Here is a 17,253-nt window from a genome sequence, read left to right on the forward strand (position 1 = left end):
GCCTCATACTGCATAATTCCCGAAATCGGAAATCCATTTCAGGGTTAGATTGCGGGTGAAATCGGCCCCAGGACAACAGGAGAGCCGTGGGCCGCGAAGGCCTCGTGCACGTGATCGCGGCCATCCACGATCACGACCTCCATCGCACGCCGAGCCGCGGCACTGTCGCCCGAAACGATGGCATCGACGATGCGCATGTGGGTATCGGCGATATTGGCGAACCCGTTTTCGGAGGGCGGCGTGCTGATGCGGAACATGCCGACCAGGGCCGCTTCGATGAGGCTGCCGAGGGTGCGCATGAAAGGATTGTGCGAGGCTTCGGCTATCGCCAGGTGAAAGCGCAGGTCGGCGAGCGCCAGGCTGTCGGCCGTATGCCCGCTGGCCGCCATTTCCTGCGCCAGTTCGCGAAGCATCTCGATTTCCTCGGTGCTGGCGCGCTCGGCGACGAGACCTGCGGCGAAGGGTTCGACGGCAAGGCGGATATCGTAAAGATGCAGCAGGAATTCTTCCGTCACGCCATTATCGAAGTGCCAGGCGATGATTTCGCTGTCGAACATGTTCCAGAGGGTTTTCTCGGTCACGCGCGTGCCAACCCGCGCCTTGGCGACAACCATGCCCTTGGCTGCGAGCGTCTTCATCGTTTCACGCAAGACGGTGCGCGACACCTTGAAGCGTTGAGCCAGTTCGGTATCGCCGGGCAGGATCGAGCCGACCGGATAGGTGCCGGCGACGATTGCCTTACCGAGCTCGTCGACCACCTGTGCATGGCTCGTCCGGGTTCGGCGCCCTGTCTTGCGTGCCTCGATGAATTTGTTGCGCAAAGGACCCGCCCCCCTCAGGCATACCTCTTGTTCAGGCTGGAAAGGAACAGGATCGCCTTCTGCATCAGAATAAATGCAAATAGCAGCAGGCCAATCAGAATCTTCGTCCACCAGCTCGACAGCGTGCCGTCGAAGGTGATGTAGGTCTGAATGAGTCCCTGGATCAGAATCCCGATCAAGGTTCCCGCCACGAAGCCCGCTCCTCCGGTCAGCAGCGTCCCCCCAATGACCACCGCAGCGATGGCGTCAAGTTCGACGCCGACTGCCGCAAGAGAATATCCTGCAGAGGTGTACAGCGAAAAAACGATTCCGGATAGACCAGCGAGAAAACCCGACAGTGCGTAGATCTGGATCGTCGTGCGGCCGACCGGCACGCCCATCAACCGCGCCGTCTGCGGCCCGCCGCCGAGCGCATAGACGTTGGTACCGAAGCGGGTGCGGTGGGCAATGAAGATGCCGGCGGCAAAGACCAGAAGCATGACAGCGCCGATCAGCGTCAGCCGGCCACCGCCGGGCAGCCGCCAATAGAGGCTCGTCAGCGTGGAATAATAGTCGTGGTTGATCGGAATACTGTCGATCGACAGCACGAAGGCGATACCGCGCGCCAGGAACATGCCGGCAAGCGTGACGATGAAGGCCGGCATTTCGAGATAGTGGATGATGGCACCCATGATGGCGCCGAAGGCGGTGGTGATGACGAGGACCAGCGCAAAGGCAAGCAGCGGATGGATCGAGGTGTTCTGCAGGATCACCGCGAGGAAGACGCCGGTGAAGGCGATGACCGAACCGATCGACAGATCGATGCCACCGGAGATGATGACGAAGGTCATGCCGACGGCGGCAATGCCGAGGAAGGCATTGTCGGTCAGAAGATTGCCGATGACGCGCGTCGACAGCATGTTCGGATATTGCAGCGTGCAGCCGGCATAAGCGAGCACGAAGATGACGATGGTCGCAAACAGCGGCAGATATTTGGAGTTCATTTCGGCTACTCCCTTCCGCCCTGCCGGTGGCTGGCGAAGATGGCGAGCGATTGCACCGCCGGAGACTGAATGACGAGGATCACGATGATAATGACCGCCTTGATGATCAGGTTGAACTCCGGCGGAAATCCGGAGGACAGAATGCCGGTGTTGACCGCCTGGATGATCATTGCGCCGATCAGCGAGCCGACAATGCTGAATCTTCCGCCGAGCAGCGAGTTGCCGCCGACGACGACGGCGAGGATGGCATCAAGCTCCAGCCAGAGACCTGCATTGTTAGCGTCGGCGCCCTTGATGTCGGCCGCGACAATAATTCCCGCGATTGAGGCGCAAAGCCCGCTCAGCATATAGACCGCCATCAGCAACACCGGTGTTTGAATGCCGGAAAGCGTGCTGGCGCGCCGGTTGATGCCGACAGCCTCGAGCAGCATGCCGAGCGCCGTGCGGCGAACGAGCAGGATGACGAGAAGACCGACGAGCAGCCAGATGACAACGGGCATCGGCAGGAGCGCCATGGAGCCGCTGCCAAAGAAGATCAGGCCGTCATCGTTGAACGTCAGGATCGCGCCCTCGGTAATGAGCTGGGCAATGCCGCGGCCGGCGACCATCAGCACCAGCGTGGCAATGATCGGCTGGATGTTGAGGATCGCCACCAGAAAACCGTTCCAGACGCCGCAGGCAAGCCCGATCGCCAATGTCAGAAAAATCGTGTAGGTCACTGAATTTCCAGACACAATCGACGAGGCTGCAACGGCGCCGCAGATGGCGATGACCGCGCCGACCGACAGGTCGATGCCCTTGGTAGCAATCACCAGCGTCATGCCGATCGCCAACAAGGCCACCGGCGCGCCGCGATTGAGCACGTCGATCAGGCTGCCATAGAGGCGTCCATTTTGAACAACGACATTAAAAAACTGCGGCGACGTTATGAAATTCAACAGAAGAATGACTACGAGTGCGATCAGTTGCGGCGCCAGGCGATAGGCCAGCCCATTGCGAGAGGATTTCATGCATCCTCCTTCTTGTGCTCGGCGGCGGCGATGGCATCGACGATACCGGCTGCGGTGATGCGCTCGCCCGTCAATTCGGCGATATGCTGCCTGTCGCGAAGTACGATGACACGTGAACTATAGGCGACAAGCTCTTCAAGTTCCGAGGAAATTACAATCAATGACATGCCTTCGGCGCAGAGCTGTTCGATGAGCCGGATGATCTCCGCATGGGCGCCGACATCGATGCCGCGGGTTGGCTCGTCGAGGATGAGAAACTTGGGATTGGTTGCCAGCCAGCGGGCGAGGATCGCCTTCTGCTGATTGCCGCCGGAGAGCAGCCGGATCGGCTTTTCACGGTCGGTGGTGCGGATATCGAGCGCTTTGATATAGCGGTCGGCGAGCGCGTTCTGCTCGGCGCGCGACAGCGGCCGGGTCCAGCCGCGGCGAGCCTGCAGCGCCAGTGCGATATTTTCCCTGATCGAAAGGTCGCCGACGATGCCATCGGTCTTGCGGTCCTCCGGGCAGAAGCCGAAACCTTTTTCGATTGCGGCGCGCGGGCTGGAAAGGGTGACGGGCCGGCCGTCGATCGTCGCACTGCCGCTATCGGCATGTTCGACGCCGAAGAGCAGCTCGGCGGTTTCGGTGCGCCCGGAACCAAGCAGCCCTGCCACGCCGACCACCTCGCCGGCGCGCACATCGAGATCGAAGGGCTTGACCTTGCCGCGTTTGCCGTAGCCGGAAAAGCGGTACCGGACCTCGCCCGCCGCGATGCTGCGTTCCCCGACCGCCTCTTCCGCCTGGGCAAGCTCGCGGCCGAGCATCATGGCGATCAGACCCTGGCGCGGCAACTCGGCGGCGTCACGGGTGCCGACGAGCTTGCCGTTGCGCAGCACGGTGATGCGATCGCTGATCGCATAGACCTGCTCGAGGAAATGGGTGATGAAGACAATGCCGAGGCCACGCTTCTTCAGGTCCTCGATGATGCGAAAGAGCAGCGCCACTTCCTGGTTGTCCAGGCTTGCCGTCGGCTCGTCCAATATCAGCACCTTGCCGGAGAGATCGACGGCACGGGCGATGGCGACGACCTGCTGGACGGCGACGGAGAAACGGGCGAGTTCGGCGGTGACGTCAATATCGATGCCGTAACCGGCGAGCAGTTCGCGCGCCTTGCGGTTCATCGCACGCACGTCGGTCATGCCGAAACGCCTCGGCTGGCGTCCGAGAAAGAGGTTTTCAGCGACGCTTAGATTGGCGAGGAGGTTGACCTCCTGATAAACGGTCCCGATACCGAGTTTCTGGGCAGCGAGCGTATTGGCCGGATTGATTTCCTGGCCGTCGAGCATCAGGCTGCCGCCGTCGCGATGATAGGCGCCGGTGATGCACTTGATCAGCGTCGATTTTCCGGCGCCGTTCTCGCCGAGAAGCGCATGAACCTCCCCGCGGCGCAGCGTGAAATCAACCTTATCAAGGGCGACGGCGCCGGGAAAAAACTTGGATATAGCCGAGGCTGCGAGAATATTCTCGTTATTGTGAACCATGAGGGCTGCTGTGTCCTGATATTGCGCCGTGCGCCCGCGCCAAGACCGGGCTGCCGCCCGATCCGGCACCGGCAGTTCCGCACCGGCCCATTGTGGGCCAGTGCGGTTGCAGGTTCAAATCAGTAGCCCTGACCCTTCTTCTCTTCGTAGACCTTCATCGGATTGTCGGCCGGCGTGTAGAGCTTGGACTCGGTCTGGATCCACTTCGGCGGAGCCTTCTTGTCCTTCAGATAGGCTTCGAGCGCGTCGAAGGCAGGACCAGCCATGTTCGGCGTCAGCTCGACGGTGGCGTTGGACTCGCCTTCCGACATCGCCTTGAAAATATCCGGCACGGCGTCGATAGAGACGACAAGGATATCCTTGCCGGGCTTCAGGCCGGCTTCCTTGATCGCCTGGATGGCGCCGACGGCCATGTCGTCGTTGTGGGCATAGAGCGCGCAGATGTCCTTGCCGCCATTTTCGGCCTTCAGGAAGCTTTCCATGACTTCCTTGCCCTTGGTGCGGGTGAAGTCACCGGTCTGGCTGCGAACGATCTTGAGGTTGTCGTGGCCGGCAAGAGCTTCTTCGAAGCCCTTCTTGCGGGCGATCGCCGGCGAGGAACCGGTGGTGCCCTGCAGTTCGACGACATTGCACTTCTTGTCGCCGACGGTCTTCACCAGGAAGTCGCCTGCGACCTTGCCTTCATGAACGAGGTCCGAGGTCACGGCCGTCAGGTACAGATCGTCCGGAGCCTTGATGGTGCGGTCGAGAAGGATGACCGGGATCTTGGCTTCCTTGGCTTCCTTCAGAACGTCGTCCCAGCCGGTTTCGACAACCGGGGCGATCAGAATGGCATCAACGCCCTGAGCAATGAAGGAGCGCAATGCCTTGATCTGATTTTCCTGCTTCTGCTGCGCGTCGGCAAACTTCAGATCGATGCCGCGCTTCTTGGCCTGTTCTTTGGTAACAGTGGTTTCAGCCGCACGCCAGCCCGATTCCGAGCCGATCTGCGAGAAGCCGACCGTCAAGCCGCCGGCCGAAGCCGAACCGAACATGCAAGCAGCCAGAACCGTGGCACTCAAAAGTGCAGTCTTCAATTTCATGATATCCTCCCAATGCCGCTCCTTCGCGGCGCAGGGTCAAAAAATCATATAGTATTACTTTTGGCAATCACTTTTTTTAGCGTTACAGCAGAAAAAAGGGCGCCCGCCAGGACGCCCTTGGAAGTTGCAGAAAGCCGGGGAAATTATTGCGCCGGCAGCTTGTCGTCGACACCTTCGACATAGAAGTTCATGCCGAGCAGGGTGGCGTCATCTGCCTTCTCGCCCGCCTTCAGCCACGGCGTGCCGTCCTGCTTGTTGATCGGGCCGGTGAAGGGATGCAACTCGCCCGATTTGATCTTGGCTTCGGTTTCCTCGGCCATCTTCTTCACATCGTCAGGCATGTTGGTGTAGGGCGCCATCTTCAAAATGCCGTCCTTCAGGCCGTCCCAGCTCTGTTCCGACTTCCAGGTGCCGTCGAGGAGCGCGTGAACGCGTTTGGAGTAGTAAGCGCCCCAGGTGTCGACGATCGCCGTCAGTTGCGCCTTCGGGCCGGCTGCGATCATGTCGGACGCCTGACCGAAGGCGTGGATGCCGCGTTCTTCGGCAACCTGCATCGGCGCTGTCGTATCGGTGTGCTGCGTCAAGACGTCGACTCCCTGGTCGACCATCGCTTTGGCCGCATCGGCTTCCTTGCCGGGGTCGAACCAGGTATTGACCCAGATGACCTTCAGCTTGAAGCTCGGATCAATCGACCTAGCGCCCTGCTCGAAGGAGTTGATGCCCATCACCACTTCGGGAATCGGGAACGAAGCGATGTAGGCGGCGCCGTGATTCTTCGAAGTCTTGGCGGCGATCTGGCCGAGGATGTAGCGGCCTTCATAGAATCGCGAGTTGTAGGTCGCGAGATTCGGGCCAGTCTTGTAGCCGGTGCCATGCTCGAACTTGACCTTCGGGAATTTGGCGGCGACCTTAACCGTCGCATCCATGAAGCCGAAGGACGTGGTGAAGATCAGCTTGCAGCCGGAACGGGCCAGACGTTCGATGGCGCGCTCGGCGTCCGGACCTTCCGGCACGTTTTCGAGATAAGGCGTTTCGATCTTGTCGCCGAATTCGGCCTGGACCTGCTGGCGGCCGAGATCGTGGGCCTGCGAATAGCCGCCATCGGTGTGCGAACCGACATAGACGAAGCAGACCTTCGTCTTCTCCGCGGCCTGAGCGGCGGAGGAAATGCCGATCAGGGCGGCGGCCGAGGCGGCGAGTGCAAATGCGAACTTCTTCATGGTTACCCCTGTTGGTTTGAAGTTATTGCGGAAACCCGTCCTCTATCGCTCCGGCACGAAGGCCTTCCCAAGCGATGCGGGCGTGTTGATCAACGTCGTGCGCCGATTATGGGAAATGATGATGAGAACCACAATAGTCGCGGCATAGGGCAGCATCGAAAGGAACTGCGCGGGAATTCCGAGACCGAAGGCCTGCGCGTGCAACTGCAGGATGGTGACCGCGCCGAAGAGATATCCCCCGGCAAAAACCCGCCATGGGCGCCAGGAGGCGAAAACGACAAGCGCCAGGGTGATCCAGCCGCGGCCGGCCGACATGTTCTCCGCCCATTGCGGCGTGTAGACGAGCGAGAGCTGCGCGCCGGCAAGACCGGCGCAGGCGCCGCCGAACATCACCGCCAGGTAACGCGTGCGGATGACACCGATGCCGAGGGTATGGGCCGACGTATGACTGTCGCCGATCGCCCTCAGTTTCAGCCCGGCCCGGCTGCGGAACAGGAACCAGCTGACGCCGATCACAAGTGCAATCGACAGGTAGAAGATCAAATCCTGCCTGAACAGAACATGGCCGATGACGGGAATATCCGACAGGACGGGAATGACGATCTCTTCGAGGCGAATGCCGGGAACGCTGACATAGGGCTCGCCGAGCATGCCCGATGCGCCGAGGCCGAGAAGCGTAAGCGCCAGTCCCGTCGCCACCTGATTGGCCACCAGCGTCAGCGTCAGGAAGGCGAACAGCAGCGAGAACAGCGCACCCGCCGCTATGCCGCAGATAATCCCGACATAGGGCGAGCCCGACGTCTGCGCGCCGGCAAAAGCGGCGACTGCGCCCATAATCATCATGCCTTCGACGCCGAGGTTCAGAACGCCGGAGCGCTCCGTCACCAGTTCGCCGAGCGCGGCGATCACGAGCGGCGTCGAGGCAGTGATAACGGTCAGAAGAATGGCTTCGAAGATGCTCATGCTCCCACGCCCCTGACCCGCGACCAGACGATGCGGATTTTGTAGTAGATCAGCGTATCGCAGGAGAGCACGAAGAAGAGCAGCAGGCCCTGGAAGACGCGGGTGACCTTGTCGGAGACGCCAAGCGACAGCTGCGCCGCTTCGCCGCCGAGATAGGTCAGCGCCAGCACCAGGCCAGACGCGATGATGCCGAGCGGATTGAGCCGGCCCAGGAAGGCGACGATGATAGCGGTGAAGCCGTAGCCCGGCGAGATGGCGGGCTGCAGGTGGCCGATCGAACCGGAGACCTCAGAGATTCCGGCAAGGCCGGCAAGCGCGCCCGAGAAGAGGAAACTAAACCAGATCATCTTCTTCGACGAGAAGCCGGCAAAACGCCCTGCCCGCTCCGACTGGCCGAGGACGACGACCTCGAAACCTTTCAACGTAAAGCGCAGCATGAACCAGACGCCGATCGCCGCGATGATGGCGAAGATGAAGGCCCAATGAGCGCGGCCCGATTCTTCCCAGATCGCCGGCAGCACCGCCTCCGGCGCGAAATCGCGCGAAACAGGAAAGTTGAATCCCTTCGGATCGCGCCAGGCGCCCCGGACCAGCCAGTCGAGGAAAAGCTGGGCGACATAGACCAGCATCAGCGACGTCAGGATCTCATTCGTGTTGAAATGCGCCTTCAACAGCGCCGGAATGGCGGCAAAAAGGGCGCCGCCGAGCGCGCCGAGCAGCAGCATCAACGGCAGGACGAGAGGCGAATGCCAGTCGTAGAAGACGATCGGCAGATAGGAGCCGGTGATGGCGCCGATGGTGAACTGCCCCTCGGCGCCGATGTTCCAATTGTTCGAGCGGTAACTGACGGCAAGGCCGACGGCGATCAGGATCAGCGGTGCTGCCTTGATCGCCAGCTCGTGCAGCGACCAGACCTCGAGCAGCGGCTCGACGAAGAAGGCGTCCAGCGCCTCGACCGGATCCTTGCCGAGAGTAGAGAACATGATGGCGCCGAAGGCGAGCGTCAGGGCAAGCGCCAGGAGCGGCGAGACGAAAGCAAAGAGCTTCGAGACGTCGGGACGTTTTTCCAGTTCAATGCGCATGGGCAGTCTCCGCGGCCGAGCTGCCTTCATGCAGGCCGCCCATCAGCAGGCCGATCTTTTCGCGGGTCAGTTCGCCTGCCGGATAGGACCGGGAAAGGCGCCCTTCGGAGATGACGGCGATATCGGTTGCCACTTCGAAGATTTCGTCGAGGTCCTGGCTGATGACGACAACGGCGGAGCCGGCCTTTGCAAGATCGACGAGCGCCTGGCGGATGCGGCTTGCCGCCCCCGCATCGACGCCCCAGGTCGGCTGGTTGACGACGAGCACGGCCGGCTGGCGGTCGAGTTCGCGGCCGACGATGAATTTCTGCAGATTGCCGCCGGAGAGCGAGCCGGCGGCGGGATCGTCACCGCTCTTACGGACATCCATCGCTTCGGAAATGCGCCGCGCCGCAGACCTGACCGCGCCCTGCCGGATGATGCCGAGCGCGCCCAGAAAGGCTTTGCGATCCGACTGGCTGCGGGCCAGCACCAGATTGTCGGACAGCTTCATGGTGGAAACGGCAGCGTGCCCGTGCCGCTCCTCCGGCACGAAACCGGCGCCAAGCAGGCGACGCGCGGTAATGCCCTGAGTACCCACCGGCTTCTTGCGGATGATGATCGCTTCGGCTGAGGCAACCGGATACTCGCCCGACAGCGCGTCGAACAACTCGCTCTGGCCGTTGCCTGCGACCCCGGCAATCGCGAGGATTTCGCCCGCACGCACCGTCATGGAGACGTCGCGCAGCGGCATGGCAAAGGGCGTACGCGGGGAAACCGACAGGTTCGAAACGGCGAGCTGCACCTCGCCCCTGTCGCTGCGCTCGGGATGGGTGACCGTCGCCACTTCGCTGCCGACCATCATGCGGGCGAGCGAGGCCGGCGTTTCCTGCCTGGGATCGCAGGCGCCGGTCACCCGGCCATGGCGCAGCACGGTGGCGCGATCGCAGATGCGCTGCACCTCCTCCAGACGGTGGCTGATATAGAGAACCGAGCGCCCCTCGGCGCGCAACTTGAACAGCGTCTCGAACAGCCTGTCGGCCTCCTGCGGCGTCAGCACCGAGGTCGGTTCGTCGAGAATGATCAGCTTCGGATTCTGCAGCAGCGCCCGGACGATCTCGATGCGCTGGCGCTCGCCGACGGAAAGATCGGCGACATGGGCATGCGGATCGAGCGGCAGGCCGTAGGTGACCGACAGCGCCCTCGCCTCCTCGGCGATACGGTCGATCGGGATGGCGTCATCGAGCGATAGCGCGATGTTTTCGGCCACCGTGAGGGCCTCGAACAGCGAGAAATGCTGGAAGACCATGCCGATGCCGTGCTTGCGGGCTTCGCCCGGCGAGGCGATGACGACGGGACTGCCTTCCCAAAGGATCTGCCCGTGCGTCGGCTCGAGAACACCGAACAGCATCTTGACCAACGTGGACTTGCCTGCGCCATTTTCGCCGAGAAGCGCATGAATCTCGCCCGGCGCTATGTCGAGATCGATGTCATTGCAGGCGGCAAAGCCACCGAAGAACTTCGTCAGCTTCTGGACGGATAACAACGCACCGGGATCCGGCACATTCAATGCAGACACGTTCCCCTCATTTCTTCTGCCAACCGGTCCGTTCGGATCTCATGGAATCAGCAGCGTCGTTCCTGTCGTTTTTCTTGCTTCCAGATCCGCGTGAGCCTGCCCAACCTCACGCAGCGGATAGGTTTGGTTGACATTGATACGCACTTTGTTGCTTTGCACAACATCAAATAGCGCCTTTGCACTATCGTCCAATTCCTGACGCGTGGCGATATAGGTGAAGAGCGTCGGGCGCGTCGCAAAGAGCGACCCTTTCTGGGCCAGCATGGCGAGGGTGAAATTCTCGATCGGCCCGGAAGATTGGCCGAAGGAGGCAAAAAGGCCGCGCGTCTTCAGACAATCGAGCGACTGCGGAAAGGTATCGCGACCGATCGAATCATAGACGACATCGACACCCTTGCCGCCCGTTATCTCGCGGACGCGGCCGACGAAATCCTCGCTCTTATAGTTGATCACATGGTCGTAGCCGTGGGCGAGTGCCAGCTCGACCTTCTCCTTGGATCCAGCCGTGCCGATGACCGTGGCGCCGAGCGCCTTCGCCCACTGGCCCGCGATCAGACCGACTCCGCCGGCTGCGGCATGGAACAGAAGGACGGTCTGAGGGCCGACCTTGAAGGTGCGGTTCAGGAGATATTCGGCGGTCATGCCCTTCAGCATCATCGCCGCTGCCGTTTCGAGCTCGATGCCGTCAGGCACATGCACCAGATGGCGTGCCTCAATATTGCGCTCGGCGCTATAGGCGCCGTCGGCGCTGGCATAGGCGACCCGGTCGCCCGGTCTGAAATCGGTAACATCGGGGCCCACTGCCGTGACGGTGCCGGCGCCCTCCTTGCCGGTGACAAAGGGAAGGTGCGGTACCTTATAGGAGCCGTTGCGGAAGTAGACATCGATGAAGTTGAGGCCGATCGCCGCCTGCCGGATCTGCACCTCCCCGGCCGCGGGCTGGGGAAGATCGACTTCGACAAAGTCGAAGACATCAGGTCCGCCCGTCTTCGAAAATGAAACCGCCTGCGTTTTCGTCATCTTGGCTGTCCTTCAAGATTCGCGTCCAAGGGCGGGGAAGAATTGCAGCACCGCGCCGATGACGTAAAGATAGAGCCCGGTCACAATGAAGAGAATGAGCGCCCATTGCGGCGTTTCGAAATGCATCAGCAGCGAATAGACGCCGAGCGCCGACCATAGCAGGAAGACGCCGAGATTGAGCGGGCGCAGTCTTTTCACTCTGACCGGATGGAGGAAATTGATCGGCAGGAAGGTCAGCACCACCGAAATCGTGACGACGGCGAGCGCGGTCGTCGCGCTGGCATCGATGACGAACAGGGTGAAGACGATCATGTTCCAGACGACGGGAAAGCCGGAGAAGAAATACTCGTCGGTCTTCATGCCCATGTCTGCGTAATAGATGGCACTGGAGACGACGATCATGCCGGCGGCGGCGAAGGACCAGGGCTCGCCGATCATGCCGCTCTGGTAGAGCGCGAAGGCCGGCAGGAGCACATAGGTAACGTAATCGATGATATTGTCGAGGGTATCGCCCGACCAGTTCGGCAGCACCTCCTTGACACGCACCTTGCGGGCAATCGGCCCATCGATGCCATCGACCAGTAGAGCCAGACCCAGCCACCAGAACATGGCGATGAAGCGGTGCTCGGCGGCGGCGACCACGCCGAGGAAGGCGAGGAAGGAGCCGGAAGCCGTCAGGATATGAACGGAAAAGGCGCGCATTTCCGCGTAAGGAACACGCTTGTAATTGAAAATCTTCATAACCCCCCGACCGCCTGTCGCGCTCGCCCTGGCAAGCGTGTTTTATCGCCATCATCACCTAACCCTGTTCCTGAATCGGGCTCGACGGCGTAGGTCTTTGTTGTCGCACCGCTTTTGCCGAAATCAGCATCCAATTGCGGCGCGCCGCTCTAATATGCATCCTTTGGCGGGCTTCGCCAGCGGGAAATATGACATTCCCCGCCAACCATTGAATCCTGACAGGGACACGCATATTTCCTTTCATGAGCGCTGCGTGGAATGGAATGCCTTTAATTCCGGCCGGATATGTAATATCTGCCTCGCATCCGATAAGTTCATCCGACGAAACGGGATCCTCTACCGCAATGAACGCGCCTGCAAAGACCGAAGACTTCGCATCGTCCATCCCCGCCGGCGTCTATGCCGAGACGGTGCTCAGCGTGACGCATTACACCGACCGGCTCTTCCGCTTCACAATGACCCGGCCGCAGGGCTTCCGTTTCCGTTCCGGCGAATTCGCGATGATCGGCCTTATGGTCGAGGGCAAGCCGGTCTTCCGCGCCTATTCGATCGCCAGCCCCGCCTGGGCCGAAGAACTCGAGTTCTTCTCCATCAAGGTGCCGGACGGTCCGCTCACCTCGCATCTTCAGGCGATCAAGCCGGGCGACCAGGTGCTGATGCGCAAGAAGCCGACGGGCACGCTGGTGCTCGATGCGCTGACGCCTGGCCGCCGCCTCTACATGTTTTCGACGGGAACCGGCGTTGCGCCTTTTGCCAGCCTGATCCGCGATCCCGAGACCTATGAAAAGTTCGAGGAAGTGATCCTCACCCATACGACGCGCGACGTCGCCGAGCTGAAATACGGTTTCGACCTCGTGCATGAGATCCATAATGACGAACTGCTGAAGGAAGTGGTCGGCGACAAGCTCCGTCATTATGCGACTGTTACGCGCGAGGATTTCGAATATCGCGGCCGCATCACCGACCTGATCTCTTCGGGCAAGCTGTTTACCGATCTCGGCGCGCCGCCGCTCGATCCGGCAATCGACCGCGGCATGATCTGCGGCTCCTCGGCCATGCTCAAGGACACCAAGGAACTGCTCGAAAAGGCCGGCCTCAACGAAGGCGCCAACAGCAAGCCCGCCGAATTCGTCATCGAGCGCGCTTTCGTCGGCTGAGACTCTTTCGAAAATCAAACTGCAAGCGGCTCCGGAGACGGGGCCGTTTTTATTTGCGGGCGAGATAGTCGATCAGTGCCGCCATTGCCGCATGCGCCTCATCCGGTCTGCCCCGCTGGATGGGCCGAATGACGGCTACATGCAGCGCGATGGCGCGGTCCATTCGCTCAGGGCTTGCGGTGGAATACCAGAGGCGACGCGAATGCGTCTGCACGGGGCCGAGCGCGGCCGTTATGAAGCCATTCGGACAGGCATCCTCGAGGATCTCGTCAAAGGTCTTGTCGGCGGCGAAGAAGCCGGCGAGATCGCCGGTGGCGGCGCATTTCTCCATCGCGTCGGCGCAATCGCCGAGGCGCTCGCGATGTTCGTCCGTGGCATTCTCGGCAGCGAGGCTTGCCGCAATCGGCTCCAGCTCGCGGCGCACCTGCATGACATTGCCATGATCCTCCGGCGCGATCTCCACAACCTGCAGCCCGACCCGCGGCTTCACAAAAATCAGCCCCTGCCAAGCAAGCTTCTGGATCGCTTCGCGCACCGGCGTTCGCCCGTGGCCTGCCATATCGATCAGCTGCTTTTCGGTGACGAGTGCGCCGGGCTTCAGCGCCAGCGTCACGATCAGGTGCTCCAGCGCGAGATAGGCAAGATGGCTCTGTGACGTCTGCATGCCGACAATCCCGCCTCATACTGATATATCACATTGTGGCATGGTGAAGAATCGAAGACAAGGCGCCGCAAACATCCAAAGAGTGACAAAGCGGAGGCCGCGTGGCCGAACCGCGATCGTCATTCATGAAAGCTGCATTCTTGCAGGCGTCTATCGGAGCGCTCCTACTAAAGCTGCAGCGCAATTCGATCGCGCCGACCTTTTCACTCGTGCCGCAGCGCCTCGATCGGATTGAGCTGCGCTGCCCTTCTTGCCGGGAAATAGCCGAAGATCATGCCGATTGCGGCGGAGAAGAGGAAGGCGACGGCGACCATCATCGGGCTGAAGACGAAGGGGACTTTCAGGAGGGTGACCGCCACCAGACCGAGGCTAACGCCGAGCACGATGCCGGTGATGCCACCGAAGAGCGACAGCGCCACCGCCTCGACGAGGAACTGGGTGAGCACTTGGGTTTCCAGGGCGCCGATCGCCAGGCGGATGCCGATTTCGCGGGTTCGCTCGGTGACAGAGACGAGCATGATGTTCATGATGCCGATGCCGCCGACCAGCAGGCTGATGGCGGCGACGGCGCCAAGCAGGCCGGTGAGCAGCGTCGTCGTGCCGGTCATCGCCTCGGCGATCTGGGTCATGTCGTTGACGTTGAAATCGTCCTGCCGGCCGGGAATGATCTTGCGGCGCTCGCGCAGTAGATTTTCGACATCGGCCTGCACCTTGGCCGTGGACACGCCATCGCGCGCCGAGATGATGATCTGCGGCACGTTGCTGTTGCCGCTGATGCGCCGCTGGAACACCTTGACCGGCATGATGACCACGTCGTCCTGGTCGGTGCCCATGCCGGACTGGCCGCGCCTGGCGAGCACCCCGATGACCGGGCAGGAAACCTTGCCGACGCGAATTTGCTGGCCGAGCGGATCGGCGGCGCCGAAGAGCTGCGAGCGGACCGTCTCGCCGATGATGCAGCGGGACTGGCCGCGCTCCTCGGCGGGGGTGAAATTGCGGCCGAGCGCGAGGTTCCAGTCCTGCGCGACGAAATAATCGTTGGTGGTGCCGGAGACGCTGGTCGAATGGTTCTGGCCGCCAAAAATCACCGTTGCCGTCGACTGGTTGAGCGGCGCCACCGCCCTCAAGCCGCCAATCTGCTCGCGGATCGCGGCGACATCCTTGACGCTGAAGCGTTTCGCCTCGGAACTCGCCCGGCCGGGGCCGAACTGGCCCGGACGGACGAACAGCATGTTGGTGCCGAGCCGCGACAGTTCCGTCGAGACCTGGGCGGTCGTGCCGTTGCCGATCGTCACCAGCGCGATGACGGCAGCAACGCCAATGACGACGCCGAGAACGGTGAGGAACGAACGCAGCATGTTGCGGCTGATGGCGCGCAGCGCGAGCTTCAGCGTTTCAAAGAACATGATCCGCTCTCCTGCGATGCTCCAGCTCCGTCTCCAGCTTGCCGTCGACGAAGCGCAGCAGCCGCCCGGCATAGGCGGCGATATCGGGCTCGTGCGTGACCATGACTATAGTGATGCCCTGCTCGCGGTTCAGCCGCGTCATCAGATCCATGATCTCGACGCTGGTTTTGGTGTCGAGATTGCCCGTTGGTTCGTCGGCCAGCAGCAGTGCCGGCTCGGTGACGATGGCGCGGGCGATGGCGACGCGCTGCTGCTGGCCGCCCGACAGTTCCTGCGTCTTGTGATGGTCGCGGCCGGAGAGGCCGACCAGCGCCAGTGCCTCGCGCGCCCGTTCGCGCCGTTCGCGCACTGCCATGCCGCGATAGATCAGCGGCAGTTCGACATTCTCGACCGCCGAGGTACGCGACAGAAGGTTGAAGCCCTGGAAGACGAAGCCCAGCATGTGGCGGCGCAACAGCGTCAGCTGGCTGCGGTCGAAGCCGCTGGTCGGGATGCCCTGGAAGATGTAATCGCCCGATGTCGGCACGTCGAGACAGCCGAGAATGTTCATCGCCGTCGACTTTCCGGAGCCTGACGGCCCCATGATCGCGACGAATTCATGGGCATCGATCGCCAGATCGACATGGTCGAGCGCGCGGATCGCCGCCTCACCCTCGCCGTAGATTTTCGAGACCTTCCTGAACTCGATGAGCGGCGGCATTGTCATCGTCTCTCCGCCTAGTTCGTCCGCACCGTGGCGTCGGTCACCAGGGCGTCATCTTCCTTGAGTTCGCCCGATACCACCTGGGTAAACTGGCCATCGGACGACCCGGCCTGGATGACGACGGGCGTGGCGCGGCCGTTGCGCAACACCCAGACGCGGCGCTGCGCTCCCGTCAGCGCCTGGCCGGAATCGCCGCCGCGCCGGCGTGGCGGCCCGAAGATCCCGAGAATGCCGCGGCCGCGCCGTTCCGCCTGCGGCGGGGCATAACGCAATGCGGCATTCGGCACCATCAGCGTATCTTTAACGGCCTCGACGGTGATATCGGCGGTCGCCGTCATCCCGGGGCGCAGCAGCAGATCGGCATTATCGACCGAAAGGACCGCCTTATAGGTCACCACATTGTTGACCACTTCGGAGGCGAAGCGGATCTGCTCGATCTCGGCAGGGAACGACCGGTCGGGATAGGCATCGACGGTAAACTTCGCCTTCTGGCCGACGGCGATCTTGCCGACGTCGGCCTCGTCGACATCGACCTGCAGCTCCATCTTCTTCAGATCGCCGGCGATGGTGAAGAGAATGGGCGCCGAAAGCGAGGCGGCGACGGTGGCGCCCGGATTGACGGAACGGGTGAGGATCACGCCGTCGATCGGCGAGACGATTTTTGCCTTGGCGAGATTGACCTCGGCAAGCTGCAGATCGGCCTCCGCGGCCAGCACCTCGGCTTCGTTGATCTGTTTGGCAGCGACGGCGGAATCATATTTGTAGGTGGCGTCGTCGAGGCTCTGCTGTGTGGAGACATTGCTCCTGACCAGGCTCTTCAGCCGCTCGAGCGAGGTGCTCGCCGATTCGAGATCGGCATTGGCCTTGGCGACGTTCGCCTTGGCCGAATTGACTTTGGCGCGCGAGCTCTTCACATCCGCCTCAAGCTTGTTGGTATCGAGCAGCGCCAGCACGTCGCCCGCCTTGATCGTGCTGTTATAGTCGACGTTGACGTCACGGACGGTGCCGGAAAGTTCGCTCGAGATGTCAACTTGCTCGGTCGGCTGCACCGAACCGGTGGCGGTGACAAGCACCGTCAGGTCGCCGCGCTTTGCCGGCTGCGTGGTGTAGCTCACCTCGCTTTGCCCCCGGCCGACATAGAAATAGGCGGCAGCTGCGGCGGCAACGAGGATGATCAGCAGAACCAGCAAACGACCGCGCCAGCGGCCCCGCTTGTTCTGCCTTGCCGTCGCGGCAAGTACCGCAGCGAGGTCGGGCGTCCCGCCGGCCTTTGCTCCGGCTTCTTCGCCGCTTACGATTTTGTTCATGTCATCCTCGATCAGT

At 61.8% G+C, this 17,253-nt stretch carries 16 protein-coding genes; 1 reads left to right on the forward strand and 15 read right to left on the reverse strand.

Going from position 1 to position 17,253, the window contains the following annotated elements; all coding sequences use genetic code 11:
• Window positions 1–44: 44 nt before the first annotated feature.
• The 11 genes from PH551_RS24840 to pcsA form a co-directional block, all read right to left on the reverse strand.
• On the reverse strand, window positions 45–821 hold the full coding sequence (locus PH551_RS24840) for a FadR/GntR family transcriptional regulator (RefSeq protein WP_285195417.1): 777 nt from the start codon (window positions 819–821) through the stop codon (window positions 45–47).
• Window positions 822–835: 14 nt separating this feature from the next.
• Window positions 836–1,804, reverse strand: coding sequence for a galactofuranose ABC transporter, permease protein YjfF (yjfF, locus tag PH551_RS24845; RefSeq protein WP_285195418.1), 969 nt, complete (start codon window positions 1,802–1,804; stop codon window positions 836–838).
• A 5-nt stretch (window positions 1,805–1,809) separates the two neighbouring features.
• Window positions 1,810–2,814, reverse strand: a complete 1,005-nt coding sequence (locus PH551_RS24850; RefSeq protein ID WP_285195419.1) for an ABC transporter permease — start codon at window positions 2,812–2,814, stop codon at window positions 1,810–1,812.
• Complete coding sequence (gene ytfR, locus PH551_RS24855; RefSeq protein ID WP_285195420.1) at window positions 2,811–4,334, reverse strand: galactofuranose ABC transporter, ATP-binding protein YtfR; 1,524 nt, start codon at window positions 4,332–4,334, stop codon at window positions 2,811–2,813. Before ytfR ends, PH551_RS24850 begins: the two co-directional genes overlap by 4 nt.
• Window positions 4,335–4,453: 119 nt before the next feature.
• Window positions 4,454–5,416: a galactofuranose ABC transporter, galactofuranose-binding protein YtfQ gene (ytfQ, locus tag PH551_RS24860; protein ID WP_085778145.1), complete on the reverse strand. Its 963-nt coding sequence runs from the start codon at window positions 5,414–5,416 to the stop codon at window positions 4,454–4,456.
• Between the two features lie 143 nt (window positions 5,417–5,559).
• A complete protein-coding gene (locus tag PH551_RS24865) occupies window positions 5,560–6,636 on the reverse strand; it encodes a BMP family ABC transporter substrate-binding protein (RefSeq protein ID WP_285195421.1) in 1,077 nt (358 codons plus the stop codon).
• A 42-nt stretch (window positions 6,637–6,678) separates the two neighbouring features.
• Window positions 6,679–7,599 (reverse strand): ABC transporter permease, encoded by a 921-nt coding sequence (locus PH551_RS24870; protein WP_285195422.1) that lies wholly within the window; start codon window positions 7,597–7,599, stop codon window positions 6,679–6,681.
• Window positions 7,596–8,681 carry an ABC transporter permease gene (locus tag PH551_RS24875; RefSeq protein WP_285195423.1) on the reverse strand — a complete coding sequence of 362 codons (1,086 nt, stop codon included), beginning with the start codon at window positions 8,679–8,681 and terminating at the stop codon, window positions 7,596–7,598. The genes PH551_RS24870 and PH551_RS24875 overlap by 4 nt, the downstream gene beginning before the upstream one ends.
• Complete coding sequence (locus PH551_RS24880) at window positions 8,671–10,239, reverse strand: ABC transporter ATP-binding protein (RefSeq protein ID WP_285195424.1); 1,569 nt, start codon at window positions 10,237–10,239, stop codon at window positions 8,671–8,673. Before PH551_RS24880 ends, PH551_RS24875 begins: the two co-directional genes overlap by 11 nt.
• A gap of 39 nt (window positions 10,240–10,278) precedes the next feature.
• Window positions 10,279–11,259, reverse strand: a complete 981-nt coding sequence (locus tag PH551_RS24885; RefSeq protein WP_183703251.1) for a quinone oxidoreductase family protein — start codon at window positions 11,257–11,259, stop codon at window positions 10,279–10,281.
• Window positions 11,260–11,271: 12 nt separating this feature from the next.
• Window positions 11,272–12,000, reverse strand: a complete 729-nt coding sequence (gene pcsA / locus PH551_RS24890) for a phosphatidylcholine synthase (RefSeq protein ID WP_285195425.1) — start codon at window positions 11,998–12,000, stop codon at window positions 11,272–11,274.
• Between the two features lie 344 nt (window positions 12,001–12,344).
• Between pcsA and PH551_RS24895 the strand changes: the two genes are divergently transcribed.
• Entirely contained in the window at window positions 12,345–13,157 is an 813-nt protein-coding gene (locus tag PH551_RS24895; RefSeq protein WP_285195426.1) for a ferredoxin--NADP reductase, read from the forward strand.
• A gap of 49 nt (window positions 13,158–13,206) precedes the next feature.
• Here PH551_RS24895 and PH551_RS24900 read toward each other — a convergent pair whose 3' ends face one another.
• The 4 genes from PH551_RS24900 to PH551_RS24915 form a co-directional block, all read right to left on the reverse strand.
• Window positions 13,207–13,821 (reverse strand): GntR family transcriptional regulator, encoded by a 615-nt coding sequence (locus tag PH551_RS24900; RefSeq protein WP_285195427.1) that lies wholly within the window; start codon window positions 13,819–13,821, stop codon window positions 13,207–13,209.
• A gap of 203 nt (window positions 13,822–14,024) precedes the next feature.
• Window positions 14,025–15,227 (reverse strand): ABC transporter permease, encoded by a 1,203-nt coding sequence (locus tag PH551_RS24905; protein ID WP_285195428.1) that lies wholly within the window; start codon window positions 15,225–15,227, stop codon window positions 14,025–14,027.
• Window positions 15,217–15,933 (reverse strand): ABC transporter ATP-binding protein, encoded by a 717-nt coding sequence (locus PH551_RS24910; protein WP_285195429.1) that lies wholly within the window; start codon window positions 15,931–15,933, stop codon window positions 15,217–15,219. The genes PH551_RS24905 and PH551_RS24910 overlap by 11 nt, the downstream gene beginning before the upstream one ends.
• Before the next feature lie 11 nt (window positions 15,934–15,944).
• On the reverse strand, window positions 15,945–17,237 hold the full coding sequence (locus tag PH551_RS24915) for an efflux RND transporter periplasmic adaptor subunit (RefSeq protein WP_285195430.1): 1,293 nt from the start codon (window positions 17,235–17,237) through the stop codon (window positions 15,945–15,947).
• Between the last annotated feature and the right edge of the window lie 16 nt (window positions 17,238–17,253).

It is taken from the genome of Rhizobium atlanticum, from assembly GCF_030182485.1.
Lineage (GTDB): Bacteria > Pseudomonadota > Alphaproteobacteria > Rhizobiales > Rhizobiaceae > Rhizobium.

Bases quoted from the DNA above. Each gene is read 5' to 3' on its own strand.
- yjfF (WP_285195418.1), bottom strand. From the start codon at position 1,804: ATGAACTCCAAATATCTGCCGCTGTTTGCGACCATCGTCATCTTCGTG.
- PH551_RS24850 (WP_285195419.1), bottom strand. From the start codon at position 2,814: ATGAAATCCTCTCGCAATGGGCTGGCCTATCGCCTGGCGCCGCAACTG.
- ytfR (WP_285195420.1), bottom strand. From the start codon at position 4,334: ATGGTTCACAATAACGAGAATATTCTCGCAGCCTCGGCTATATCCAAG.
- ytfQ (WP_085778145.1), bottom strand. From the start codon at position 5,416: ATGAAATTGAAGACTGCACTTTTGAGTGCCACGGTTCTGGCTGCTTGC.
- PH551_RS24865 (WP_285195421.1), bottom strand. From the start codon at position 6,636: ATGAAGAAGTTCGCATTTGCACTCGCCGCCTCGGCCGCCGCCCTGATC.
- PH551_RS24870 (WP_285195422.1), bottom strand. From the start codon at position 7,599: ATGAGCATCTTCGAAGCCATTCTTCTGACCGTTATCACTGCCTCGACG.
- PH551_RS24875 (WP_285195423.1), bottom strand. From the start codon at position 8,681: ATGCGCATTGAACTGGAAAAACGTCCCGACGTCTCGAAGCTCTTTGCT.
- PH551_RS24885 (WP_183703251.1), bottom strand. From the start codon at position 11,259: ATGACGAAAACGCAGGCGGTTTCATTTTCGAAGACGGGCGGACCTGAT.
- pcsA (WP_285195425.1), bottom strand. From the start codon at position 12,000: ATGAAGATTTTCAATTACAAGCGTGTTCCTTACGCGGAAATGCGCGCC.
- PH551_RS24895 (WP_285195426.1), top strand. From the start codon at position 12,345: ATGAACGCGCCTGCAAAGACCGAAGACTTCGCATCGTCCATCCCCGCC.
- PH551_RS24900 (WP_285195427.1), bottom strand. From the start codon at position 13,821: ATGCAGACGTCACAGAGCCATCTTGCCTATCTCGCGCTGGAGCACCTG.
- PH551_RS24905 (WP_285195428.1), bottom strand. From the start codon at position 15,227: ATGTTCTTTGAAACGCTGAAGCTCGCGCTGCGCGCCATCAGCCGCAAC.
- PH551_RS24910 (WP_285195429.1), bottom strand. From the start codon at position 15,933: ATGACAATGCCGCCGCTCATCGAGTTCAGGAAGGTCTCGAAAATCTAC.
- PH551_RS24915 (WP_285195430.1), bottom strand. From the start codon at position 17,237: ATGAACAAAATCGTAAGCGGCGAAGAAGCCGGAGCAAAGGCCGGCGGG.